Source organism: Reyranella soli (assembly GCF_007992495.1).
Taxonomy (GTDB): Bacteria; Pseudomonadota; Alphaproteobacteria; order Reyranellales; family Reyranellaceae; genus Reyranella; species Reyranella soli.
Map to the genome: position 1 here is coordinate 1 of NZ_BKAJ01000032.1, position 23,127 is coordinate 23,127.

At 65.9% G+C, this 23,127-nt stretch carries 26 protein-coding genes; 13 read left to right on the forward strand and 13 right to left on the reverse strand.

What is annotated here, in order from left to right:
* Positions 1 to 46: 46 nt before the first annotated feature.
* The 3 genes from RSO01_RS09420 to RSO01_RS09430 form a co-directional block, all read right to left on the reverse strand.
* Positions 47 to 1,447 (reverse strand): amidase, encoded by a 1,401-nt coding sequence (locus RSO01_RS09420; protein ID WP_147148531.1) that lies wholly within the window; start codon positions 1,445 to 1,447, stop codon positions 47 to 49.
* A gap of 107 nt (positions 1,448 to 1,554) precedes the next feature.
* Positions 1,555 to 1,917 (reverse strand): VOC family protein, encoded by a 363-nt coding sequence (locus tag RSO01_RS09425; protein WP_147148535.1) that lies wholly within the window; start codon positions 1,915 to 1,917, stop codon positions 1,555 to 1,557.
* 31 nt (positions 1,918 to 1,948) lie between these two features.
* Complete coding sequence (locus RSO01_RS09430; RefSeq protein WP_147148537.1) at positions 1,949 to 2,533, reverse strand: TetR/AcrR family transcriptional regulator; 585 nt, start codon at positions 2,531 to 2,533, stop codon at positions 1,949 to 1,951.
* 48 nt (positions 2,534 to 2,581) lie between these two features.
* On the opposite strand from RSO01_RS09430, the gene RSO01_RS09435 reads away from it, so the two are divergent.
* The gene (locus RSO01_RS09435; protein WP_147148540.1) at positions 2,582 to 3,040 is read left to right on the forward strand and encodes a VOC family protein; all 459 of its coding nucleotides are present in this window, start codon (positions 2,582 to 2,584) and stop codon (positions 3,038 to 3,040) included.
* Positions 3,041 to 3,185: 145 nt separating this feature from the next.
* On the opposite strand, the gene cutA is transcribed toward RSO01_RS09435, so the two are convergent.
* The 4 genes from cutA to RSO01_RS09455 form a co-directional block, all read right to left on the reverse strand.
* On the reverse strand, positions 3,186 to 3,500 hold the full coding sequence (gene cutA / locus RSO01_RS09440; RefSeq protein ID WP_147148542.1) for a divalent-cation tolerance protein CutA: 315 nt from the start codon (positions 3,498 to 3,500) through the stop codon (positions 3,186 to 3,188).
* On the reverse strand, positions 3,497 to 4,543 hold the full coding sequence (locus RSO01_RS09445) for a S1C family serine protease (RefSeq protein ID WP_147148544.1): 1,047 nt from the start codon (positions 4,541 to 4,543) through the stop codon (positions 3,497 to 3,499). The genes cutA and RSO01_RS09445 overlap by 4 nt, the downstream gene beginning before the upstream one ends.
* Before the next feature lie 119 nt (positions 4,544 to 4,662).
* On the reverse strand, positions 4,663 to 6,102 hold the full coding sequence (locus tag RSO01_RS09450; protein WP_147148547.1) for a glutamine synthetase family protein: 1,440 nt from the start codon (positions 6,100 to 6,102) through the stop codon (positions 4,663 to 4,665).
* Between the two features lie 5 nt (positions 6,103 to 6,107).
* The gene (locus tag RSO01_RS09455; protein WP_147148549.1) at positions 6,108 to 7,442 is read right to left on the reverse strand and encodes an aromatic ring-hydroxylating dioxygenase subunit alpha; all 1,335 of its coding nucleotides are present in this window, start codon (positions 7,440 to 7,442) and stop codon (positions 6,108 to 6,110) included.
* A gap of 117 nt (positions 7,443 to 7,559) precedes the next feature.
* Between RSO01_RS09455 and RSO01_RS09460 the strand changes: the two genes are divergently transcribed.
* Entirely contained in the window at positions 7,560 to 8,360 is an 801-nt protein-coding gene (locus RSO01_RS09460; RefSeq protein WP_147148552.1) for an IclR family transcriptional regulator domain-containing protein, read from the forward strand.
* Positions 8,361 to 8,385: 25 nt separating this feature from the next.
* On the opposite strand, the gene RSO01_RS09465 is transcribed toward RSO01_RS09460, so the two are convergent.
* From RSO01_RS09465 to RSO01_RS09480, 4 genes are read right to left on the reverse strand one after another with little or no spacing between them, the layout of a single operon-like run.
* On the reverse strand, positions 8,386 to 8,619 hold the full coding sequence (locus tag RSO01_RS09465; protein WP_147148554.1) for a ribbon-helix-helix domain-containing protein: 234 nt from the start codon (positions 8,617 to 8,619) through the stop codon (positions 8,386 to 8,388).
* 21 nt (positions 8,620 to 8,640) lie between these two features.
* Positions 8,641 to 9,507: an alpha/beta fold hydrolase gene (locus RSO01_RS09470; RefSeq protein WP_147148556.1), complete on the reverse strand. Its 867-nt coding sequence runs from the start codon at positions 9,505 to 9,507 to the stop codon at positions 8,641 to 8,643.
* An 18-nt stretch (positions 9,508 to 9,525) separates the two neighbouring features.
* The gene (locus tag RSO01_RS09475; protein WP_147148558.1) at positions 9,526 to 10,101 is read right to left on the reverse strand and encodes an amino acid synthesis family protein; all 576 of its coding nucleotides are present in this window, start codon (positions 10,099 to 10,101) and stop codon (positions 9,526 to 9,528) included.
* Between the two features lie 31 nt (positions 10,102 to 10,132).
* Positions 10,133 to 11,164: a WD40/YVTN/BNR-like repeat-containing protein gene (locus RSO01_RS09480; protein WP_147148560.1), complete on the reverse strand. Its 1,032-nt coding sequence runs from the start codon at positions 11,162 to 11,164 to the stop codon at positions 10,133 to 10,135.
* A gap of 190 nt (positions 11,165 to 11,354) precedes the next feature.
* On the opposite strand from RSO01_RS09480, the gene RSO01_RS09485 reads away from it, so the two are divergent.
* From RSO01_RS09485 to RSO01_RS09515, 7 genes are read left to right on the forward strand one after another with little or no spacing between them, the layout of a single operon-like run.
* Positions 11,355 to 12,305, forward strand: coding sequence for a Bug family tripartite tricarboxylate transporter substrate binding protein (locus RSO01_RS09485; protein WP_218037289.1), 951 nt, complete (start codon positions 11,355 to 11,357; stop codon positions 12,303 to 12,305).
* Between the two features lie 26 nt (positions 12,306 to 12,331).
* Complete coding sequence (gstA, locus tag RSO01_RS09490) at positions 12,332 to 12,949, forward strand: glutathione transferase GstA (RefSeq protein ID WP_147148564.1); 618 nt, start codon at positions 12,332 to 12,334, stop codon at positions 12,947 to 12,949.
* 8 nt (positions 12,950 to 12,957) lie between these two features.
* Positions 12,958 to 13,626, forward strand: a complete 669-nt coding sequence (gene gstA / locus RSO01_RS09495) for a glutathione transferase GstA (protein ID WP_147148567.1) — start codon at positions 12,958 to 12,960, stop codon at positions 13,624 to 13,626.
* Positions 13,623 to 14,678, forward strand: a complete 1,056-nt coding sequence (locus tag RSO01_RS09500) for a cyclase family protein (protein ID WP_147148569.1) — start codon at positions 13,623 to 13,625, stop codon at positions 14,676 to 14,678. The genes gstA (RSO01_RS09495) and RSO01_RS09500 overlap by 4 nt, the downstream gene beginning before the upstream one ends.
* A 10-nt stretch (positions 14,679 to 14,688) precedes the next feature.
* Complete coding sequence (locus RSO01_RS09505) at positions 14,689 to 15,672, forward strand: tripartite tricarboxylate transporter substrate binding protein (RefSeq protein WP_147148571.1); 984 nt, start codon at positions 14,689 to 14,691, stop codon at positions 15,670 to 15,672.
* Positions 15,669 to 16,343: a GntR family transcriptional regulator gene (locus RSO01_RS09510; protein ID WP_218037290.1), complete on the forward strand. Its 675-nt coding sequence runs from the start codon at positions 15,669 to 15,671 to the stop codon at positions 16,341 to 16,343. The genes RSO01_RS09505 and RSO01_RS09510 overlap by 4 nt, the downstream gene beginning before the upstream one ends.
* A 14-nt stretch (positions 16,344 to 16,357) precedes the next feature.
* Complete coding sequence (locus RSO01_RS09515; protein WP_218037291.1) at positions 16,358 to 17,362, forward strand: Bug family tripartite tricarboxylate transporter substrate binding protein; 1,005 nt, start codon at positions 16,358 to 16,360, stop codon at positions 17,360 to 17,362.
* A gap of 35 nt (positions 17,363 to 17,397) precedes the next feature.
* Here the strand turns inward: RSO01_RS09515 and RSO01_RS09520 are convergent, their stop codons facing one another.
* A complete protein-coding gene (locus RSO01_RS09520; protein WP_147148573.1) occupies positions 17,398 to 18,462 on the reverse strand; it encodes a tripartite tricarboxylate transporter substrate-binding protein in 1,065 nt (354 codons plus the stop codon).
* A 113-nt stretch (positions 18,463 to 18,575) separates the two neighbouring features.
* Here RSO01_RS09520 and RSO01_RS09525 point away from each other — a divergent pair, with 113 nt between their 5' ends.
* From RSO01_RS09525 to RSO01_RS09540, 4 genes are read left to right on the forward strand one after another with little or no spacing between them, the layout of a single operon-like run.
* Complete coding sequence (locus RSO01_RS09525; RefSeq protein ID WP_218037292.1) at positions 18,576 to 19,769, forward strand: serine hydrolase domain-containing protein; 1,194 nt, start codon at positions 18,576 to 18,578, stop codon at positions 19,767 to 19,769.
* Positions 19,766 to 20,536, forward strand: a complete 771-nt coding sequence (locus RSO01_RS09530) for an SDR family NAD(P)-dependent oxidoreductase (RefSeq protein ID WP_281291436.1) — start codon at positions 19,766 to 19,768, stop codon at positions 20,534 to 20,536. Before RSO01_RS09525 ends, RSO01_RS09530 begins: the two co-directional genes overlap by 4 nt.
* Positions 20,537 to 20,567: 31 nt before the next feature.
* Complete coding sequence (locus tag RSO01_RS09535) at positions 20,568 to 21,260, forward strand: GntR family transcriptional regulator (protein ID WP_218037294.1); 693 nt, start codon at positions 20,568 to 20,570, stop codon at positions 21,258 to 21,260.
* 2 nt (positions 21,261 to 21,262) lie between these two features.
* Complete coding sequence (locus RSO01_RS09540; RefSeq protein WP_147148578.1) at positions 21,263 to 22,018, forward strand: SDR family NAD(P)-dependent oxidoreductase; 756 nt, start codon at positions 21,263 to 21,265, stop codon at positions 22,016 to 22,018.
* A 13-nt stretch (positions 22,019 to 22,031) separates the two neighbouring features.
* On the opposite strand, the gene RSO01_RS09545 is transcribed toward RSO01_RS09540, so the two are convergent.
* Positions 22,032 to 23,006 carry a Bug family tripartite tricarboxylate transporter substrate binding protein gene (locus tag RSO01_RS09545; RefSeq protein ID WP_147148580.1) on the reverse strand — a complete coding sequence of 325 codons (975 nt, stop codon included), beginning with the start codon at positions 23,004 to 23,006 and terminating at the stop codon, positions 22,032 to 22,034.
* Positions 23,007 to 23,127 lie beyond the last annotated feature (121 nt).

Consider the following 23,127-nt stretch of genomic DNA (forward strand, 5'->3'; position numbering starts at 1 on the left):
AACATGACCATGAGCGGGCCTGGAGGCCCGCGGTCCGGCAAGATTCTCAGTGCTCAGGATCGATCGGCTTCACCACGCCTTCGGCGGCCTCGATGACCTCGCCAGCATCGAGGCAGAGATCCTCGCGATTGCGCATGCTCATGATCTGCACGCCAGTCCGCAGCTTCTCGTGGCTGCCGACGGGCACGGCGAGCCCCGGCAGGCCGAGCAGGGGCGCCAGCAGGGCCGAGCGCATCGATTGCAGGACGTCCCTCTGTCCCTCCACGGTGACGTCGGCGCGCTGCTTGGGCGGCAGGTCGCAGAGCGTCGGCAGGATCACCAAAGGCCATTGATGGAAGAAGGTCATCCAGCGCAGCATCAGCCCTTCGCGCTCGGTCAGCGCTGCGACGTAGCCCTGCAGGTCGACGGCCTTCTGGACCTGCAGCCACGCCTGCATCGCGGCAATGGCGTCGGGATCGCCCATCTTCTGCATCTGCGGCCACAGGCCACCGAAGACGTCGGTGACGCAGATCATGTGCCAGAGCTCGACGCCGCGCTCCATGTCGGGCGGCAGGATCTCCTCGACGACATAGCCCGCGGCCTGCAGATGCTTGCCGGCGAGCCGCACGGCGGCGGCCTGGGCGGGATGGGTCGGGCCGCCCGGCACCTCGGGCACGATGGCGACCTTGATGGGCCGCGCCGGCGGCGGGCCCTGCATCGGCACGTCGTTCCAGCGCCAGTCGCGGCGATCGCCGCGCGCCATGACCTCGAGCGCCAGCCGGGCATCGCGCACCGAGCGCGTGTGGGGGCCCTGCGTCGCCATCAGGATGGCGCCGATCGGCCGGCCGGTCGGCGCGCTGGGATTCAGCGAAGGAATGCGGGCGAAGCCGGTGCGCAGGCCGACCACACCGTTGCAATAGGCAGGGATGCGGACCGACCCGCCGATGTCGTTGCCGTGGGCGATGGCGCCGATGCCGGTCGCCGTTGCCGCACCCGCGCCGCCGCTCGAGCCGCCCGGCGTCACCGTCCGGTCGCGCGGATTGTAGGTGCAGCCATGCAGGGCATTGTCGGTGAAGATACGCATCGAGAAGGCCGGCGCATTGGTGCGCCCGACGATGATCGCGCCGGCATGCTTGAGGTTGGCGACGACCGGGCTGTCCTCCTTGGCGATGAAGTCCTTCAGCGCGACGACGCCGTTGTCGGTCGGCAGCCCCGCCTGGTCGACGTTGACCTTGGTCGTCACGGGCACGCCATGCAGCGGCGGCAGGGCATGGCCACGCGCGCGGGCGGCATCGGCGGTCTCGGCGGCGGCGCGCGCCTCCGGCTCGAGCACGCGAACGACGGCGTTGACCGTCGGATTGACCGCGTGCAGCCGCTTCAGGACCGAATCGACGGCTTCGCGGGCTGAGGCTTGGCCGGTGCGGATGAGGCGGGCAAGGTCGGTCGCGTCGTATTGCCAGAGTTCCATTAAGCAAAGTCCTTCGGTTTGAGGATGACATGCGGTGTCATGCCGGAGCGCGGACCTCCAGGTCCGCCTCATGATCATGAGCGGACCTGGAGGTCCGCGCTCCGTGACTAGGAGGCTTTCTGCGATTCCATGCCGAAGAAGATCATGTTGCCGTCGAGGTCGGCAACGTCGAAGTCGCGCAGCCCGTAGTCGTAATCCTTCGGCGCCTTGAGCACGCGGGCGCCGCGCTTCACCAGGTCGGCATGGAGCCCATCGACATCGTCGACGAAGATCGACACCGCGCCATGTCCCGGCAGCCGTGGCGTCTGCGAGGCGGCGACCAGGTGCAGGCTCACCTCGCCCGAGCACAGGCCGACATAGAAGGTGGGATTGCCGTATTCGAAGGCGACGTCGAAGCCCAGTATGTCGCGGAAGTAGGCGAGGCTCGCCATGACGTCCTTCACGGTGAAGATGGTGATGCTGGCGCGCATCAAGGTGCTCTCCCCAAGATCAGGCCGAAGCCTAGAGCGCAGGGACGACCGCGTCGAGAAGCTGGTCGACGAAGCCGCGCGTGATCGGCGCGTGGCCCATCAGCAGGCGGTAGAAGAGCGGACCGAAGATGAGGTCGAGCGCCAGATCGATGTCGGCCGGCGGGAAGACCAGTTGCTCAGCGATGCACCGTTCGAGCATCAGGCGGGCCGCATCGCGGTTGCGGGCGATGAACTCGTTGCGGAACGCCTTGGCGAGCTCGGTCTCGGACTGCGCGGCCGCGACCATGGCGGCGACGCTGCGGCCGCCGGGTGCGGCGAAAGCGTCGGCCACGGCATGAAGCTGGGCGCGCAACGCCGCGAGCGGCGATCGGGACGTCTTGCCGGCGGCGGGAGCGCCCGAGGCTTCGAGAAACGCCGCCATCGCCACGGCCGGTGCGTTGGGCCAGTAGCGATAGATCGTGGGTCGGCTGACGCCGGCCTTGGCGGCGATCGCCTCGATGGTGACCGCGGTGAGGCCGCCGTTGTCGAGCAAGGCACGGGCGGCGGTGAGGATGGCCGTGCGGGTACGCGGATCGCGCGGGCGACCACGGCTGGCAGGAGAGGGGGCTTGACTCATGGGCTATTAACGTTACGATACGTAACGTAATATAACACAGGTGAGGTCATGAGCGCAAAGGATCAGACCCTTCGAGCCCACATGACGGTGCACGATGCCAAGGAGGCGATCGCCTTCTATGCCAAGGCGTTCGGCGCCACCGAGCTGTTCCGCCTGACCGAGCCGTCCGGCCGCGTCGGGCACGCGGAGATCAGGATCGGCGACAGCGTGCTCATGTTGAACGACGAGTACCCCGACTTCGGTGCGAAGAGCCCGGCGGCGATCGGCGGTTCGCCTGTGGCGTTCCATATCCAGGTACCCGACGCCGACAAGGCGGTCGATCGCGCCATCAAGGCGGGCGCCACGCTGATGCGCGAGGTGCAGGACCAGTTCTATGGCGACCGCTCGGGCATGGTCGCCTGTCCGTTCGGCTACCGCTGGTTCCTGGCGGCAACGAAGGAAGTCGTCAGCCCGGAAGAGATGCAGAAGCGCTGGACCAGGATGCTGGAAGGCGGGAAGGTCGAGTAGTCATTGGACCGCGGGCCTCCAGGCCCGCTCATACTCTTCCGGACTGCCGGCCTCCGGCCGGCATTCATGATCATGAGCCGGCCAGAGGCCGGCGGTCCGGAAGACGAAGACCATGAGCGGGCCTGGAGGCCCGCGGTCCAATGAGTCAATCCCCAGCATTCTCCGCGATCCACTCCGCATACGCCGGATAGACGTGCTCGAAGGCGAAGGCATGAATCGCCGGCAGCTCATAGGGATGCAGCTCGCGGATGGTGCTCTCGACCAGCGCGTAACGCTCGTCGGTGGTCTTGAACAGGACGCGCAGCTCGGGCTCCTGCTGGATCTCGCCCTTCCAACTGTAGACGCTCTCGATTTGCGAGATCTGCGCACACGCCGCGAGCTTGCGCTCGACCAGCGTGTGCGCCAGGCGATGCGCATCCTCGCGCGTGGCGACAGTGGTGACGACGGCGATCGGCTTCACTTGCGCTGTTCCTCGCTCCGTCCCTCCAGGCGCTCGGCCGGCAGCACGACGACCTGCTTGAGCACGCTGCCGGCGATGACGGTGAAGGACGTGGCAACGTCGATGAGCGCTCCGCTCAGCAGCCGAACCAGGTCGTCGGCGCCGGTCACCGGCTCGCCGTCCAGGGCCAGCACGATGTTGCCGGTCTGAAGGCCGGCTTTGGCCGCCGGACTGTCCGGCTCGAGGCTGGCGATCGCCACGCCGAAGGCCTGCTTCAGTCCCAGAGCGAGCGCGAGTCGGCGCGGCAGCGGCACGGTCTGGCCGGCGACGCCGATGAAGGCGCGGCGCACCCGGCCATGGCGCACGATCTCGCTCACGACATGGCTTGCCGTGTTGCTGGCGACGGCGAAGCAGATGCCCTGGGCGCCGGCGATCACGGCTGTGTTGATGCCGATGACCTCGCCGCGCGAGGAGACCAGCGGGCCGCCCGAGTTGCCGGGATTGAGCGCGGCATCGGTCTGGATGACGTCGTCGATCAGCCGGCCGCTGTAGGAGCGCAGCGAGCGGCCGAGCGCCGACACCACGCCCGCCGTCACCGTCGATTCGAAGCCGAGCGGATTGCCGATCGCGACCACGAGCTGGCCGCGGCGCAAGCCCTTGGAGTTGCCGAGCTTCGCCGCCGGCAGGGACACGTCGTCGACCACGCGCAGCAGCGCCAGGTCGGTATGCGGATCGTCGCCCAGCACGCGCGCCTTGACGGTGCGCGTGTCGGCCAGTGCCAGCCGCACGGCCGACGCGCCCTGCACGACGTGGCTATTGGTCAATACCAGGCCATCGGGCGAGATCACCACGCCCGAGCCGGTACCGCCGCGCTGCCGCTTCTCGCGGTCGGGCGGCGTCTCGACCCGCACGACGGCGGGACCGACGCGGTCGACGACGTCGACCACGGCCTGGGAGTAGGCATCGAACAGAGGCTGATCGTTGGGGGCGGTTTCCGGGAGGGAACCAACTTCCCCCGACGGGGTCGTCTCGTCGAGGACGAGAGACGGATGGAAGTCGAACATGCCCGTATATGGGGATTGGGTCGCAAGACGTCACGTCGTCCTGAGCGCAGCGAAGGACCTCATCGCCGCTTGCAACCGGAATGAGATCCTTCGCTTCGCTCAGGATGACGGCTGCGCCGTCAGAACAGCGAGAAATACTCGCGCTGCTCCCAGTCGCTGACCTCCGACTCGAACCGTTCGATCTCGGCCTGTTTCAGCTTGAGGTAATAGTCGACGAAGAAATCGCCGAACCCGGCCCGCAATGCCTTGTCCTCACCGAGGGCTGCCAGCGCCTCGCCCAGCGAGCGTGGCAGGGCTGCCGCCTTCGTTTCGTAAGGGCTGTCGGCCGACGGTCCGGGATCGAGCTTGCGGTCGATGCCGTCCAGGCCGCTCACGATCTGGCTCGCCATATATAGGTAGGGATTGGCGGCGGGCTCGCCGACGCGGTTCTCCAGATGCGTCGCCGGATCGCCCGGCCCGCCCAGCACCCGGACCATGACGCCGCGATTGTCCTGGCCCCAGACGGCATGGTCGGGCGCCAGCGAGAACGGCCGATAGCGCTTGTAGCCGTTCAGCGTCGGCGTCGAGAAGGCGGCGGCGCCACGGGCGTGGTGCAGCAGGCCCGCCATGTAGTGCATGGCGAGCGGCGACAATGGCTCGCGCCCGTCCATGAAGGCGTTGGCGTGCGTCTTGCGGTCCTTCAGCGACTGATGCAGGTGCCAGCCGCTCGACATGACGTTGGCGAGCCGTGGCCGGCACATGAAGGTGAGGTGATAGCCGTGGCGCTGGGCGATCTGCTTGGCGGCGCTGCGGAATAGCACCATGGCATCGGCCGGCTCCAGGCCAGTTCCGGCGCGGAAGGTGAACTCGACCTGGCTCGGCCCGAACTCGACCTCGATGGAACGCAGAGGCAGGCCGAGATCGACGATGTTGGTGCGCAGGATCTCCAGGATGGGATCCATCTCGTCGTAACGTTGCTCGGTCAGGTACTGGTAGCCCTGGTTCAGCAGCGACACGTCGGGCGGCTCTCCCGGCTGGCCGGGTTGACCGGCATCGCCGATGCCGAGCCTGCTCTTCTCCAGCTTGAACAGATGGAACTCGACTTCCAGGCCGGCGTAAAAATCGTAGCCGCGGTCGGCCAGCGTCTTCAGCGCGCGCTTGTAGACGTGCCGCGTGTCGAGCGGCATGGGCCGGCCGTCGGCAAAGAAGATGTCGCACAGCATCCAGCCCGAATGTGGCGCCCAGGGCAGGGCGTGGAAGGTGGCGGGGTCGGGCAGCATCAGCACGTCGGCCGCACCCTCCAGTTCTTTCATGCCGAAGCCCGCGCCCGGCTGCCAGACCGGGAACACCGTGCGGTGCGCGGTGTCCTTCAAGAGCATGGTGGCCGAGAAGCCGACGCCGTTCTTCAGCGCGGCGTCGATCTCGCTTGCCGCAAACGTCTTGCCGCGCAGCACGCCGTGCTGGTCGGCAAAGGCCAGCCGCACGACCGACATTTCGCCCGCCTGGATGCGGCGCTCGGCTTCGCGAGTCGCCGTCCTGCGTTCGTCCGTCCAGAGACCAGCGCGTTCGACCAGGGTCATGCGGGCTACGCCACCAGAGGCGAGCGCGTGTGCGCCGCCCAGCTGGACTCCTTGCGGCGGCGCTCGTCGAACTCCTTCCAATAAGACTCCCAGCCCTCGGTCGGAGCCATGCCGTCGACGGTCGCCGGCCCTCGAACGGTAGCCGCCTGCGCCGGGTCGAGCCACATCAGCGGCTTCTCGCCGTTGCTCACCTGGCCGATCGCCGATAGCAGCAGGCGGCGATAGGCGATGATCGCCTTGTCGCTGTAGCCCAGGTGCTCGCGCGTGCGGTCCTGGATCAGGCCCTGGCTTTCGATCGCCCACTGGTCGTGCACGTTGATGTCGAAGCCCATGCCGGTGAAGGTCTGGGACTTCTGTTCGGTGATATTGTAGCCGTAGTTGTTCTGCCGGCCGATGCGCGGCTTGTAGTCGGGCAGCTCGTAAAGCTGGAGCCTCTGCTCGCGCATCTGCTGGTGATCGACCGGCTTACCGAAGCTGGTGAAGATCGCGTACCAGTAGCAGGAGGTGTCGTCGATCGGCACATGCCACTGGGTGATCGTCATCTCCGTGCTCATCGGGATCACGAAGGCATAGGGGAAGACGAGGTTGGTCACCCGCACGTGGGTATGCTTTTCGCTGATCTTGCGTAGCGTGAACAGGCGCAGGCCGTAGTCGGTGCCCTCGACGTCGATGGTCGGCCGCGCATACTCGCGCATCATGCGGCTCATCGGGATGTTCGAATCGGCGGAGTTGGCGCGGAACTGCTTGCCGTAGGCCTCGCCCGACGGATCCTCGTCTTCGTAGAAGCGGTGAAGGTAGGAGGCGTGGGCGGGATCGATGCCGACCTCCAGCGCCTGCAGCCAGTTGCAGTCGATCATGCCCTTGAAGGCGAAAGCGTGTGTGCCGGGCGCCAGGAAGCAGTCGAAGTCGGGGAAGGCGGGCGCCTCGCCCTCGCCGAGATAGGCGAAGATGATCCCGTTCTTGACCACGACCGGATAGCTCTTCTGGCGGACGCGCTGGCAGAGCACGCTGCCGTCGGGCTCAGCCGGCGTCTCCAGGCACTTGCCGTCGACGTCGAACAGCCAGCCGTGGAACAGGCAGCGCAATCCGCCATCCTCGAGGCGGCCGTAGGCGAGGTCGGCACCGCGATGCGGGCAGCCGCGGTCTAGAAGGCCATGCCGGCCGCGCTCGTCGCGGAACAGCACGAAGTCCTGGCCCAGCACGCGCACCGCCTTGGCTGGGCGCTCGTCGGGCAATTCGTCGGTCAACGCCACCGGATGCCAGTAGTGGCGCATCAGCGCCCCGCACTTGGTGCCCGGACCGACCTGGGTGATCAGCTCGTTCTGCTGCTGGCTCATCATGCTGGCTGCCCTCCGACCGACTATAGGCCAAGACAGAGTGTTACATTAACGAACATTCGTTCTATAATGGATTATTCGGCGATCCGCCCTTTGCTGGCAAGACCCCATGAGCAGCGCATGAGCAGACTGCGTCCACAAGATGCCGAGGCACGCGCCCAGCGCGCCCTTGGCGCCGATTTCTCCGAGGCCCTGGCGCGCGGGCTCGGCGTCATCAGCGCCTTCGACGAGCAGCGCCGCCAGATGACGCTGAGCGACGTGGCGCGTGCCGTCGACCTGCCGCGCGCCACGGTACGACGCTCGCTGGCGACGTTGGTAGCGCTTGGCTACCTCGAGGCCGACGGTCGGATGTTCCGCCTGACGCCGCGTATCCTGAAGCTGGCGATCGCCTACCTGTCATCCGATCCCGTGCCGGCGATCCTGCAGCCGGTTTGCGAGCGCCTGTGCCGTCAGGTCGGGGCCTCGTGCTCAGTGGCGGTGCGGGACGGCGAGGAGGCGGTGATGATCGCACGCGCCGTGCCGGCGCGGCCGGCCTCGGTCGGCCTTGGCGTCGGTTATCGCCTGCCGGTGTTCTGCAGCGCCCTCGGTCGCGTGCTGGCCAGCACCATGTCCGACGCCGAACTCGACGCCTTCCTGGCGCAATTGAAGCCGGTCCGCTTCACGCGCCAGACCGTCGTGACCAAGCCCGATATCCGCCGCCTGATCCTCGACGTCCGCAAGAAGGGCTATGCGCTCGCCGACCAGGAAGCCGAAATCGGCATCCGCTCGATCGCGGTGCCGCTGGTCCGCTTCGACGGCAGGGTCGTGGCGGCGCTCAACATCGGCGTGCAGCCCGAGCAGGTGTCGGCCAAGACGATGATCGCGGACTATCTGCCCTTGCTGCTCAAGGAAGCGGCGGCGCTCAAGGAGCGGCTGGTCTGACTACGACAGCTCTCACATGCCGACATCATCGAGCGTGACGCACCCGGCTCCTGAGGCTATCGAAATAGCTATCATCGACACCGGCCGTAGTTTTCGATGCGGCGCCGTCGAGCAGGCGATCACGTAACACGACGCGATCCTGATCCGCGCGAATCAATTCACAAATATACTCGCCGCTCGTGGCGTAGCCGTGCTTGGTCGCTTGCTCGTCAACGAAGGACATGAGCGCATCCGGAAGTGAAATGTTTAGCGTGCTCATCATATGCCTTCTGGTTGGCCACTATCCCTTATCCGCAGCTTTCTCCGGTGCGGTCAAGAACGCCGAGACGCAACTAATGAACACATCAAGCTGGTCGTCGTGGATGTAGTGCCCCGCGTCCGCGATCTCTCGCCATTGGATGATGTGGTTCCGGACACACAACGACCCGGCGACATCCCGCGCCAGGTAGTCCGAACGGCCGCCGCGCAGGACGAGTGTGGGCGACCGGATCGCTTCGACATGCGGCCACAGGTCGACCTGTCGTGACGGGTCGGGGTTGAGGCGGGCCTCTGCGATGCCAGCATGATCGTACTGCCAGGTCCATGTACCGTCCGCCCGTCGCTTCAGCATGTTCTGCAGCCGGTCCAGGCGTGCAGCTTCGCTGACGGTCGGCCTCAATCTGCGCATGAACTCGGCGGCGGCATCCCAGCTTTCGAAAGAACTGGGCGCGGACTGAAGCTCCTGCCGGATGCGCGCGGAACCCGAACTGTCTGCCGACGCACCTGGGCCGGCATCCTCGATGACGAGGCGGCGAACGCGGTCGGGGTTTGCCGCGGCATAGACATAGGCGGCAATGCCACCCATCGAGTGGCCGAGCAGATCGAAGCGCTTCAGTCCGAGCTGCTGCACGACGGCCTCGAGGTCGCGAACGTAGTCTTGATTGTAATATCGCCGCAGCGGATCCCAGTCGCTCTCGCCGCGGCCTCGCTGGTCGTAGGCAATGGTGCGAAAGTGCGGCAGCAACGCCTGCGCCAACGGAGCGAATGTCCGCGCATAGCCTCGAATGCCGTGCAGCATGACGATCGGGGCCGCTGCCGGGCTACCCCATTCGATCACGCGGAGGGCGAGCCCGTCGCTCCCTTGCAGCTTGTAACTGCGCTCTTCCATCAGGTCAGCCTTTCCTGGTCACGGAGCCTGCGGCCCACCGAGCCGCGAGTGCAGGCGACCACGGGTGGCGAAGGCAAAAGCGATGACGATCTCATCCGGATTGGGGGCGTCGGCGAACATTGCGCTGATCGTGTCGTAGTGGGAGCGGACGTAAAGTTCGTCCTTGTGGGCGAGCGGTATGTCGATCGCAGACCCCGGAGAGCCGCGTTTTCCGGTCGAGGGGATCCAGGCCTTGGCGCCGCCGATTGCCGAGCGCACCGGATCGGCGAAGACCGTCGTCAGCAGCGCATTGCCATGTTCGTACTCGCCGGCCGCGCCCACGATACAGGCCTTGCCGTAGCTGGCGACGTGGGCGTTTCCAATGGCACTGTTCAGGCGTTTCCCGAATTCCTCTCCCAGCGCCGCCGACTCCCGGACCCATGCGCTCAGGTCGTCGACGAACCGGCCGGAAAAGGCGTTATGGATCGCCGCGCCGATGACGATCTTGCGGACAGGGTCGCCGTCCGCCAGGACGCCTGTTTCGTTTGCCAGGGTATCCTCGACCTGCAGGTACCATTTGCGGATGTGGAATTCGCCGAAATTTTTCGTTCGCATGGGTCGTTTGTCTGCTTTTGGAAAATCGTGCCTAGTTGACCGAGCGTGGGTGGGTCCGGACGGGCGCCTCGAACGGCGTCCATGCGACAGCGGTGATCTCCGGGAACGCTCGCCATTCCTTGAACCAGCTTGCGCCACCGTCGACAGACCGAAAGAGGTCGCCGTATTTCGTGCCGGCAAAGAGGAGGGAAGGATCGGCGGCGTGCACGCCGAACGCCCAGAAAGTGGAGTTGGGTTCAGCGTGCAGGAGGGCCGGTGCCCACGTCGCGCCGCGATCCGTTGATCGGTAGAGCCTGCTGCGCGTACCGGGCGTGCCGTCGCCGACGGCCAGGATCAGCGTCTCGTAGCCGGACAGGGGCTGGACGGTGCGCGTATAGTAAAGGCCCTCGAAGCGATCCTTTGACGCCGCGCCGCGCCAGACCTTGCCGTCATCCGTGCTGGTGAATACCGAATTGACGGTCAGCACAAAGGTCGTGCGCGGCTGCTTCGTTGCCGGCGGCAGGATGGCGATGGCATGGATGTCGGAACTGCTGATTCCGCTTTCCTGGTCGATCCGCCGCCAGGTGACGCCGTGGTCGGAGCTGCGCCAGGCGCCGCCTTCCTCGACCCCGAACCAGACCTCGGCATTGTTCGCAGGATCGACGCAGATCGTGAGGATACGGGGTCGGTTGACGCCCTGGCAGAACTCGGGGATCTCGGGCGACAGCCGCTCCCAGCTGCTGCCGCCGTCGGTCGAGCGGAAGACGATGGCGCGGGAGGGAGCTCCGGTGCCGGCATAGATGAACGATGGATCGACCGGGTCGATGGCGATCGACCAGACCGCGAGGCCATTCATCGGCGAATCGATCAGTGAAAAGTGCGCGCCGCCATCCTTGCTGAGGCAGATGCCGCAGTCTGCGCCGGCCAGAACGATGCTGGGATCGCTGGGATGGACGACGACGCTGCGGACGACGCCATCGAATTCGATGGCTTCCTTCAGGCCAAGCCGATGCCAGCTCGCGCCGTTGTCGACGCTCCGCAGAATGCCTTGGCTCGCCGTGCCGACGAGAATGGTGCCTTTCATTGTCGGTCCTCCAACGGTGTCGATGGTCAGCGTCTCATAAGGATCGGCCTGCCGACCATTCATGCCAATGGATTCGGTGCATATCAATAAAATTGTAGTACGGTAATTGACTATATTACCGTTTTTGTCGTACTAGACGCCTGCAAACGACCGGAGGCCAATGGGGATGGCGTGCAGCGTCTTGAGAGGCTTGCAATCGTTGCTGGCACTGCTGGCTTTGGTATTGCCGCTGACGGCGATGGCCGGGCCGTATCCCGACAAGCCAGTGACGCTCGTCGTGCCTTTCGAAGCGGGCGGCTCGACCGACGTGTCGGCCCGCGTCGTCGCCAAGGCCTTGTCGGAGATCCTGCGCCAGCCCGTGATCGTCATGAATCAACCAGGAGCGGGCGGACGCATCGGAACGCGTCGGGTCGCGACAGCGGATGCCGACGGATACACCTTGCTTTGGGGGAGCGGCAGCACGCTGGCGGTCGCGCCCATCCTGTACCCCGACCAGACCTATCTGACGACGCTTGTGCCGGTCAGCCTCGGCGCCCTGCAGCCGTTCCTGTTCGTTACTTCGCCTGAAACGGGTGCGCGGACGGTTGCCGACCTCGTGGCGCTTGCCCGACAGAAGCCCGACATCCTGAATTTTGCGTCGGCCGGTGTGGGTTCAAGCAACCACCTGCTTGGTGAGATCTTCATGTCGGCGACGGGCACCAAGTTCGTGCACGTGCCGTACAAGGGCTCGACGTCGGCGCGAGACGCCGTGATCAGGGGCGACGCGCAGTTGATGGACGAGGTGCTGGCGCCGTTGATGGCACAGATCAAGGCCGGGCAGCTGGTGCCACTGCTGGTCACGAGCGAAACGCGTATCCCTTCGTTGTCCGACGTTCCGACCGCGAAAGAAGCGGGCCTCCCGGACCTCTCGATCACCGGCTTCTTTGGGCTCATGGCGCCGCCGAAGACGCCATCGGAAGTCGTCGCGACGCTCAATGCGGCGATGAGAAAGGCCCTGGACTCACCCGATCTCCGCAAGTCCTTCGAGACCATGAGCTTCGACGTCGGCAATGGGTCTGCCGAGGATCTGGCGACCATCATTGCTCAGGGGCGCGAGCGCTACGGTCGCATCGTTGCCGATCGCAACATTCGGGTCGAGTGAGCGACCGTCCTACAACGGAGACCAAGATGAAGCTTTACCTTACGCCACATGCCTGCTCGCTAGCCGTCGACATCGTCGCGCGCGAGCTGGGTATTCCCCTTGCGCTCGAGTGGGTCGACGTCCGGGCCAAGCGACTTCGCGACGGGTCGGACTATTACAAGGTCAATCCGAAAGGGCAGGTGCCCACCTTGGAGTTGGATGATGGCCAGCGGCTTACCGAAGGCCCGGTCATCGTGCAGTACCTTGCCGACCGGAAGCTGGGGAGCCCGTTGCTGGCCCCCGCCGGGACGCTGGAGCGTTACCGGATCCTTGAATGGATGAACTTCATCGGCTCGGAGCTCCACAAGGGCTTCACGCCGCTCTTTCGTCCGACGACGCCCCCAGAGTACCGGACGATCGCCCGGCAGAACCTGCAGATGCGGCTGCAGTGGGTGAACGATCAGCTGGCAGGCCGGGAATTCCTGACGGGCCCGACCTTCACCGTCGCCGATGCGTACTGCTACACGATCGTGATGTGGACGAAGCTCCACGACATCGACATGGCGCCGTGGCCGCATCTCAGGGCGCATCTGGCGCGCGTCGCGTCGCGCCCAAGCGTGAAGGCTGCCGAGCAGGCCGAGCAGGAAGCAAAGGCCGCCGCCTGATGGTCCCGATGAGGCTCTATCACGAAGTCCGAGGCTGCTCGCTCGCCGTCGACATCGTCGCGCGCGAACTGGGGATTCCGCTCGACCTTATTTGGGTCGACGTGCCCAGGAAGCTTCTTCCCGACGGTTCCAACTATTATGACGTGAATCCGAAAGGGCAGGTGCCGGCCCTCGAGCTGTCCAACGGCGAATACCTCACCGAAGGCGCCGTCATCATGCAGTACCTCGCGGATCAGCGGCCCGAAAGCGGGCTTTGCGCTGCGGCCGGGACCCTCGAGAGGTACCGGATCATGGAGTGGATGAGCTTCATCGCGTCGGACCTGCACAAGGGGGGATTCATGCCGCTGTTGAAGAAGGTGACCCCGGACAACTATCGGCCCATCGCGCGCGGCCTGGTGGTGGCCCGCCTGAAGTGGCTCAACGATCACTTGGCTGACCGGGAGTACCTGACCGGGTCGCGGTTCACGATCGCCGATGCGCACTGCTACACGATCGTGATGTGGACGGAGTATCAGGGCATCGATGTCTCGCCGTGGCCGAACCTGCAGGCGTACCTCAAGCGTATCGGCGCGCGCAGCAGCGTCATTGCCGCGAAGGAAGCCGAACGCAGGGAGGCCGAGCGCCTGCTGCAGGCGGTACCTGCCGGAACCAAGTCCGCAAATGAGATTGGCCAATGAAGGCGCGCTGGAAGGTCCGGCCGGAAGGGTCGAACTGGGGCGACTTCGGTCCTGACGATCAGCTTGGGTCGATGAACCTTGTCGGTAGGGAGCAAGTCCTGAAAGGGCTGGCGGAGGTCAGGAGCGGCCAGACCTTCAGCCTATCGCTGCCACTGGATTATCCGGGCGGTACCGCTTTGCATCCCAGTCGCCATCCGCCCCGGCGCTTTGCGACGTTGCGCGCGGGGAAGAGCGCGGGCGCGCAGTGTTTCTGCTTTGCACTCGCTCGCGACAATCCGCTGCTGACGGACGTCGTCTCGGACGACGTCGTCCTTCTGCATACCCAGTACTCCACCCAGTGGGACGGCTTGGCTCACATGGGGAGTCTTTTCGACTCCGATGGATCGGGCAAGCCGGACATCACCTTCTACAACGGCTATCGCCTGCGCCACGGACTGAAGCTCGCCGAACGCAGCGACAGCGCGGAGCCCTGGGCGACATATGAGAACCCGCGGGCCGACGTCCTCGGGGTGGAGAACCTGGCGAAGCACGGTGTGCAGGGCCGTGCCGTCCTGGTCGATCTCTTCAAGCACTTCGGCCGCGCCAACCATGCCGTCACCTATGACGATCTCCAGAAGATCCTCGAGCTGGACAACGTCGTCATCGAGAAGGGCGACATGGTGTGCTTCTACACCGGACTGGACGATGTCATTCTCGGCATGGGCGGCAAGCCGGATCCGGGCGTGTTGCATGGCTCGTGCTCGGGCCTGGACGGCAGCGACAGGCGCTTGCTGTCGTGGATCACCGATACCGGGATCGCCGCCCTGATCTCGGACAATTTTGCGGTCGAGCTCATGCCCAAGGCCCCGGGTCCGCAGGTCAGTCACGCGCTGCTGCCCCTGCATGAGCATTGCTTGTTCAAGAACGGCATTCACCTCGGCGAGCTCTGGTTCCTGCGAGACCTCGCAAAATGCCTGAGAGAAGATGGAAGGAGCCGCTTTCTACTGACGGCGCCGCCGCTTCATCTTCCGGGCGCGGTGGGGTCGCCCGTGACGCCGATCGGCACTGTGTAGGAGATCGTCGATGAAGCGGAGGCTCTTCAACAGGTCGTTCCTTTCGCTGCTGGCGGCCGGCGCCAGCTGGCCGACCGCCGGTCGCGCCGAGCCTGGCGGCTTTCCTTCTCTCGTGTCGCTCGTTGTGCCTTTCGCTCCAGGCGGAGGCGCCGATCAGCTTGCCCGTGAATTTGCGAATGCGGCACAGCCACTGATTCCCGGCACCACCTTCGTCATCGACAACAAGCCTGGAGCGAATGGCGCCATTGCCAACCGGCATGTCGCGCGGCAGAAGCCGGATGGCTCGACGTTCCTGCTCGGCACGTCGAGCACGCACGCCCTCGGCCCCTTGCTGACGCGATCCGAAGTGGACCCGGTCGCCGACTTCAGCCCGGCGACGCTGCTGGCCGAGACGTCGACGGCGTGGGCCATCCAGGCAACTGCGCCGTGGCGCAATCTCCAGGAGGCGATTGCCGCTGCCCGGAAGACTCCAATGACCTATGGGACATTCGGCGTGGGCTCGTCGGCGCACCTCTACGGCCTGGTCCTGGCCGGCGCCACCGGCGCGAAGCTGGAGCATGTACCGTACAAGGGCTCCAGCCAGGCCATTACCGACCTTCTTGCCGGACACGTCGACTCGGTCTTCCTGACGACGAGTGCCCTCGATGCGATGGCAAAGCATGGCAAGATTCGTCTTCTTGCCGTAAGCGGCGCCGAGCGGACACAAATGCTGCCCGACGTTCCGACTTTCGGCGAACAAGGCGTGCCCCGCCTGGAGTTCAACGGATGGTTCGGCCTGTTCGGCCCGAAGGGTGTCGCTGCGCCGCTTCTCGATCGTCTGGCCTCGGTCGCCAGGGTTCTGGCCGACGATCAGGGCTTCAAGAACCGTCTCGTGTCGCAGGGCTACGACTGGGTGGGCTCGACGCCATCGGCCTTCGGCCGGGAACTGACGAAGACCATCGACATCTATCGGCAAATCGTCGCCACAACCCCAGCAGATGAGTTGACCCGATGAACGGCAGCACGATGAACCATGTCGAAAGCGCGACGCCGCTGCGCAAGCAGGCCGAGGAAGGTCTGCGCAAGGCGATCCTTTCAGGCCGCTACGACGCCGGGGAGCGCCTGAAAGAGCGACAGCTCATGGAGGCACTCGGTGTCAGCCGCACCGTCTTGCGGGAGGCTCTGCGCCAGATCGAGGCAGAGGGACTCGTGACGCTTGTTCCAAACAGGGGACCCGTCGTTTCCGTCCTGTCCTATGAGGATGCCGAGGAAATATACGAAGTGCGCGGGATCCTTGAATCGCAGGCCTGCATCGGCTTCGTGCTTCGGGCCTCGAGCGGCCATGTGCGCAAACTGGAGAGTGTGTTCAAGGAATTGAGACGTGCGGCGGAGGCAGGCGACGTGGGCCGCACCTTGGAGCTCAGCAGCGACTTCTACGACGTCATACTCGAGGGAAGTGGCAACAAGGTTCTTAGCTCGATGCTGAAGCTGCTGCACAACAGGATTGTCCTGTTGCGCCGAGCATCGATGTCGGAGCCGGGGCGGCTGCCGGAGACGCTCGACGAGCTCACTCAGATGTTCACGGCCCTGCGCGCGAGGGACGAGTCGGCTGCCAGCAAAGCATCTATCCATCATGTTCGTCAGGCCTCGCGCGCCGCCTTGCGGATCATGCGACAGGGGCGCTGATCGAGCGCTTGGGGATGAGCGCCAAAAACAGGCGCCGGCTGGTCGAACGGGGGATCGCGATGCATTTCTTCAGGATTCTTCTTCTTGTGTTGTTTCTGGCCGTACCTGCTCGTGCGCAGCCGGCCTATCCGTCGAAACCGATCACGCTCGTGGCGGCTTTCGCGCCGGGCGGTGCAACCGACACGGCGGCACGCATCATCGCCAAGGAACTCTCGATCGAGCTCGGCCAACCGGTCGTCGTGGACAATCGCGCCGGCGCCGGCGGTGCGATCGGTGCCTCGTCGGTCGCCCGGGCGGCTCCTGACGGCTACACATTGTTGCTGGGAACGGGATCGGAGCTCGTCGTATTGCCGGCCGTGAAGATCAAGGCGCCCTACGACGCGTTGAAGGCCTTCGAGCCGATCGCCGAGATCGGCACGATCTCCTTCGTGCTGGTCGCCCATCCTGCCGTGCCTGCCAACACCGTTCAGGAGTTGGTCGCGCTCGCGCGGGCGTCGCCGGGAAAGCTGTCCTATGCGTCGTTCGGCATGGGCTCGACAAATCACCTGCTGGGTGAGTTCTTCATGAAGAGGTCCGGCACCGACCTGCTCCATGTCCCCTACAAGGGCAGTGCCGCCGCTGCGACCGATCTGGTCGCTGGTGAAGTCAAGCTCGCATTCGATACGACGACCGTGGCAATGCCTCTGGTGCAGAGCGGCAAGCTGAAGGCGCTCGCCGTCCTGTCGTCCGCGCGGTCCAATGCCGCCCCGGACGTGCCGACGCTGACCGAGAGCGGGATCGCCCTGGCGACCGTGGGATGGGTGGGCGTGCTGGGGCCGCACGGCATGCCGGCGCCGATCGTCAGCCGACTCAACGAAGCGATCAACAAGGTGCTGGCGACGCCTGCCATCAGGGATGCGTTCGCCGAAAGAGGCGTCGGCGTCGTGACGACCACGCCGCAACAGTTCGGTGATTTCCTGAAGTCGGAAGTCAACGAATGGACGGAGGTCGTGAAGGCATCGGGAGTCCAGGTCGAGTAGGCGAGGGTGGTGGGCGCCGACCGGCCTCCAGGACTCTAGTCCATTGCCTCAAAACCGGTCGCCCGCACGATGGCTGCCCAGCGCTGGCGCTCCTGTTCAAGGCGAGCCCTGAACTCGCGCGGGCCCTCGCCGGATACCTCGAAGCCGTAGTTGCGGATCGCGTCCTGCAGATCCTTGGCCTTGAGCGCCTCGAGCGTCGCGGCATTCAGCTTGGCCACGACGTCGGCCGGCGTCTTCGCCGGCACATAGAGACCCAGGCCGTCCTCGACGACCATGTCGCTGTATCCGAGCTCGCGGAACGTCGGCACATCGCGCAAAAGCTGCGCGCGTTGCGCACCGGAGATGGCGAAGGCACGGACCTTGCCCGCCTCGATCATCGCTGCGCCGTCGGCGATGGATCCGAAGTAGACCGGAATCTGGCCGGCAACGAGATCCTGTATCCCCGGAGCGCCGCCCTTGTAGTGTGCCGGCGTCATGTCGAGGCCGGCAGCCTTGGCGAACATGGCGCCCGTAAAGTGCGGCGTGGCACCCGCCGCGGGCGTGCCATAGACGGCATACTTGGGATTCGCTTTCACCCATGCGACGAAGTCGGGCAACGTCTTCACGTTCTCCGGAACGAGCGGACCTACGAACATCGCAAGCGACATGCCGATCACGCGGGTGACCGGCGCAAAGTCGCGAAACACGTCGTAGCTCAACGACTTGTAGACGTGCGGGTAGAGGAACATCGTAGCGTCCGGCACAAAAACCATGACGCTGCCGTCGGCAGGTGCCGTGCGGACGAAATCGATCGCAATGCGGGCGCCCGCACCCACGCGGTTCTCGACGATCACGGAAGGGGCCGCGACGCCGCGCAGCTTGTCGCTGAGAATGCGCGCAAGCGCATCGGCAGCACCGCCGGGCGCAAAGCCGACGACGATCCGGGCGACCTGTGCCGGTGCTTGAGCGAAGGCCCGATGCGAGAAGGACAGGAGAGTGGCGGCTCCGACCAGCTGTCGGCGCTGGATACGACCAGGGGCACGGCGCGAGCCCTTGGTGGCGCGCCGTGGTGATGCATGTGAGAGCGACTGGCTGAATTTTGCCGACCCGTGTGACGCCATTTGCGTTTCCTCCGGATTTCCTTGCGCGAATGCTCGCGGGTTTTGTGAATCTTGGCAAGAATATTGTAATACCGTATTACGGTCTGATCGAACTTCGGCGAAGAGGGGATCATTTGTCTCTCACCACGGCAGCGACGGCGGTCCACCGCGATGTTCACCGCGGGCCGCAGTCCTTTCCCATCCATGGTTTTTGCGCGCCGGGCTTCGAGCCGGTGAGGGAGGCCTTCGAGGCCAACTTCGAGCTCGAGGATGAGATCGGCGCCTGCGCCAGCGTCATGGTCGACGGGCAGAGCGTCGTCGATCTGTGGGGCGGCTGGCGCGACGCGGCTGGCACCAAGCCGTGGGAGCGTGACACCATCGTCTGCATGATGTCGGTCGCCAAGGCCGTGTCGTCGACCTGCCTTCACATGCTGATCGACCGTGGCCTGGTCGACCTCGACGCGCCGGTCGCACGCTATTGGCCGGAGTTCGCCGCTGCCGGCAAGGAAAAGCTGCTGGTGCGCCACGTTCTGGACCATCGTGCCGGCCTGCCTATTCTCACCGAGCGCCTGCATCCGCGCGCGATGTTCGATCACGCGCTGATGGTCGGAGCCCTGGCCCGCCAGGCACCGCTGTGGGAACCCGGAACCAAAGCGGGCTACCACCTTCATAACCAGGGATTCCTGATCGACGAGATCGTTCGGCGCGTAACTGGGCTTACTCTCCCGCAGTTCCTGCGGAAGGAAGTGACGGGGCCGCTTGGGCTCGACTATCAGTTCGGCCTCTCGGCCGCCGATCAGGAGCGCTGTGCCGACTTCCTGCAGGCGACCGACGGCACGATCTTCGCGGCCCGCAACGGCGATCCCGGCAGACTCCTGTCGCGTGCATGGGACCAGCTGCCCGATCCGCTCGATCTCAATGCGCGGGAATGGCGCGAGGCCACCATCACGAGCGCCAGCGGCCACGGCAACGCACGCGCCATCGCTCGCCTCTACGGCGCCTTGGCGCACGGCGGCGAGCTCGATGGCGTACGCTTGATGTCCCAGGCAACGCTCGATCAGGCGATCGAGGAGCAGCACAACATGATCGAGGTCATGATGGAGCGGCCCTACCACCAGGCGCTGGGCTATCTGCTGACCTCACCGCCTCTGGTGTGGATGGGACCGGGACGGCGTTCGTTCGGCCATCATGGAGTCGGTGGATCGATCGGCCTGGGCGATCCCGATGCCAAGGTCGGCTTCTGCTACGCGATGAACAAGATGCATGCCCGCGTCGACAACGGGCCGCGTGCGCGGCGCCTGATCGAGGCGGTGTACCGTTGCCTGTGAACGACTCGTCGAGGATCGTCGTCATTACCGGCGGCGGCGGTGGGATTGGCGCCGCCTGCGCCAGGGCGATGGCGCGGCAGGGCTGGCACGTTGTCGTCTGCGATATCGACAAAGGCCGTGCCGAGGCTGTTGCTCGCGAGGTTGGGGGCACCGGCCGTGCATTGGATATCGCCGACGCAGCCGCGGTCGAGACGCTGGCATCCTCGGTCGAAGCCGAGGTCGGACCGTGCGCCGGTCTGATCGCATGTGCCGCTCACCTCGAGAATCCGCACCAGCCGGAAGAGCAATCGCTCGAGGAATGGCGGCGGATCGTCGACGTCAATGTGAGCGGCAGCTTTCATACCTGCCGGGCTTTCGGCGGCCGCATGGCCAAGCGCGGCCGCGGCGCCATAGTCACCATCGCCTCGATCACGGCCTTGGGCAGCTCGCCGCTCGTCGCCTACGGCCCCAGCAAGGCGGCTTTGATGACCATGACGCGGAACCTTGCGGTAGCGTGGGGCCGCCGCCAGGTGCGCGTCAACTGCGTGGCGCCCGGACCGACCCTCACGCCCGCGGTCCTGGCGAGCCACGCGCGGGGTGAGCGCGATCCGGCGGTCATGGAGCGCGCGACCGCGCTCGGCCGCCTCGTGCAACCCGATGAGGTCGCGGCGGCGGTGACCTTTCTGATGTCGGACCAGGCGTCCGCGATCACCGGTGTGGTCTTGCCGGTCGACGCGGGAGTTTCGGTCACGGGAATCTGGAACCTCTATGGCGGCGTGCCTGCCTGAAGCGGGGAGCAAAATGACTGAATCTCCGAGCATGAAAGTGATCAGGATTGCGGCGCCGCTGCGCCGGCAGGTGCTCGACAACATCCGCGAAGCCATCGCGGTCGGGCGGCTGCCCGCCGGCGGTCGCCTCGTGGAGCGCGAGCTCTGCGAGATGACGGGCGTCAGCCGCACCTTGGTCCGTGAAGCCCTACGGCAGCTGGAGAGCGAGGGCCTGGTCGAGGTGATTGCCAACAAGGGGCCGATCGTCGCCAAGTTCTCGGCGAACCAGGCCCGTGAGGTTTACGAACTGCGCGCCGAGCTCGAAGGCCTGGCGAGCGAGCTGTTTGCCGATCGCGCGGACGAGAGGCAGCGCAAGGCGTTGCAGGAGGCCTTCGCTGCCCTGCGAGCGGCATACGTCGTGGGTGAACGCAGTGGCATGCTTGCCGCAAAAACGAGATTCTACGATTGCCTCGTCCAGGGGGCAGGCAATGAAACGCTGGGCGTGATGCTGCGACAGCTGCATGCCCGCGCCATGGTCCTGCGCGGGACTTCGTTGTCGCAACCGGGCCGGACCGCCGCAAGTGAACGCGAAATCGCCGAGATCATGAAGGCGATTCGACGGCGCGATGGCGCGGCGGCGCGCAAGGCCTCCATCGGCCACATAACCAAGGCCGCGCGAGTGGCGCAGCAGGTGCTGGAGTCTGCTGCGGGGGAAACCGATGAGCTGGCGCGGAGGCGAGCCTAGCCATGACTGAGCTGCAAGACCACGTTGGCTTTGTCACCGGCGCCGGCCGTGGCATCGGGCAGGCAACGGCGCTGCTGCTGGCTCGGCGCGGCGCCACAGTCGGCATATGCGATCGCGACGGCGCGAGCGTGTCGGCCACTGTGGCTGAAATCAGGGCGCAGGGCGGCAATGCGCACGGCTATGTCGTCGATGTGGGCGAACGTCAGGCGACGCTCGATGCCGTCGGCAAGTTTGCGCACGAATGCGGACGGCTCGACTCCCTCATCGCGAGCGCCATGTGGATCCGCTACGAACCGATCGAGGACGTGAGGGACGAGGTGGTGGACCGCATGTTCGCCGTCGGCATGAAGGCCGTCCTGTGGGCCGCGCAGGCGGCGCGGCAGGCCATGCAAAGCGAGCGCGGCGGCTCGCTGGTCACCTTCGCATCGCCGGTCGCAGACCGGGGCCACCGGGGGACAGCGGTCTACACTGCCGTGAAAGGCGCGGTCGCGGCACTCACGCGACAGCTCGCCATGGAGCTGGCGCCGCGGAACATCCGGGTCAATGCCGTTACCCCCGGATCGACGGTCACGCCAGGCGCTCAGGCGATTGTCGACGAGGCGGGCTGGGAAGTGCGTCGCCGGGCAACGCCGCTCGGCAGGTTGGGCCAGCCGTCGGACATCGCCGAAGCCGTTGCCTTTCTTGTTTCTCCTCGCGCCTCGTTCGTCACTGGCGAGATCCTCCACGTTGATGGTGGCCTGACCGCCGGCGCTTTTTGACCGCGAGTCCGTCTTACTCAGGCTCGAAGTTCGCCGCCTTCAGCAGCGCGACGTTGCGCTCGATGTCGCGCGCCATGAAGTCCGTGAAGGCCGCCGGTCCGTCGAATGCCGGCACGGTGCCGACATTGGTGAATTGGCGTCGGACCTCCTCGTTCGCGACGGTACGCTGCAGCCCGTCGGCGAGCTTGTCGAGAACGGCCGGCGGCAGGCCGCGCGGGCCCCAGACGCCGTACCAGCTGTTGAAGACGAAGCCGGGCAGGCCGGATTCCGCCGCAGTCGGGACTTCGGGGGCGAGCGGGCTGCGCTCCGCGGTGGTGATCGCCAGCACCTTCATGCGACCGGCGCGCACCTGCTGAAGCGCGGCGACGCCGGCATCGATGAAGAGCTGCACGCTGTTGCTGCCGAGATCGGTGAGCGCCGCGGCGGCGCCGCGATAGGGCACCATGCTGATGTCGACGCCGGCCAGGCGGTTGAATTCGAGGGTCGCGAGATGGCCGGCCGCGCCCAGCGAGGATAGCGCGAACGAATAGCGCTGCGGCTCGCGCTTGGCCGAGGCGATCAGTTCGCCCAGCGTGTTGGCCGGGACGCTGTTGGCGGCCAGCACCAGCAGCGGCGCTTCGCCGACTCGGGCGACCGGCTGGAAGTCGGCCTGCGGGTCGTAGCGCGTGCTCTTCAGGATGTGGCGGCCGAGAGCGAAGATGCTGGCGCTGAACAGCAGCGTGTGGCCGTCGGGCGGCGACTGCCGCACGTGGTCGCTGCCGACGGTGCCCTGACCGCCGGCGCGGTTCTCGACGACGATGTTGGCGGGCAGCGCCGTCGCCAGGCCTTGCGCTGTGAGTCGCGCCGTCGAATCGGTCTGGCCGCCAGGCGGGAAGGGGACGACCCAGCGGATCGGGCGATTGTCCGGGAACGACTGCGCGAAGGCGGAGCGACCGAGCAGAGGCAGGCTCAGGCCGGCGCTCAACCAGGATCGACGAGTGAGTTGCATTGTGCAGGCGCTCCTTGATGTCTCGGCCAACTTGGGATGCAAGGTGCGGGCCGGTCAACAACGCCGGTGCGCGCGCTGCGCCCGCTGCGTTCGCCTTGCGCACGTATCGTTGAAGAGGCTT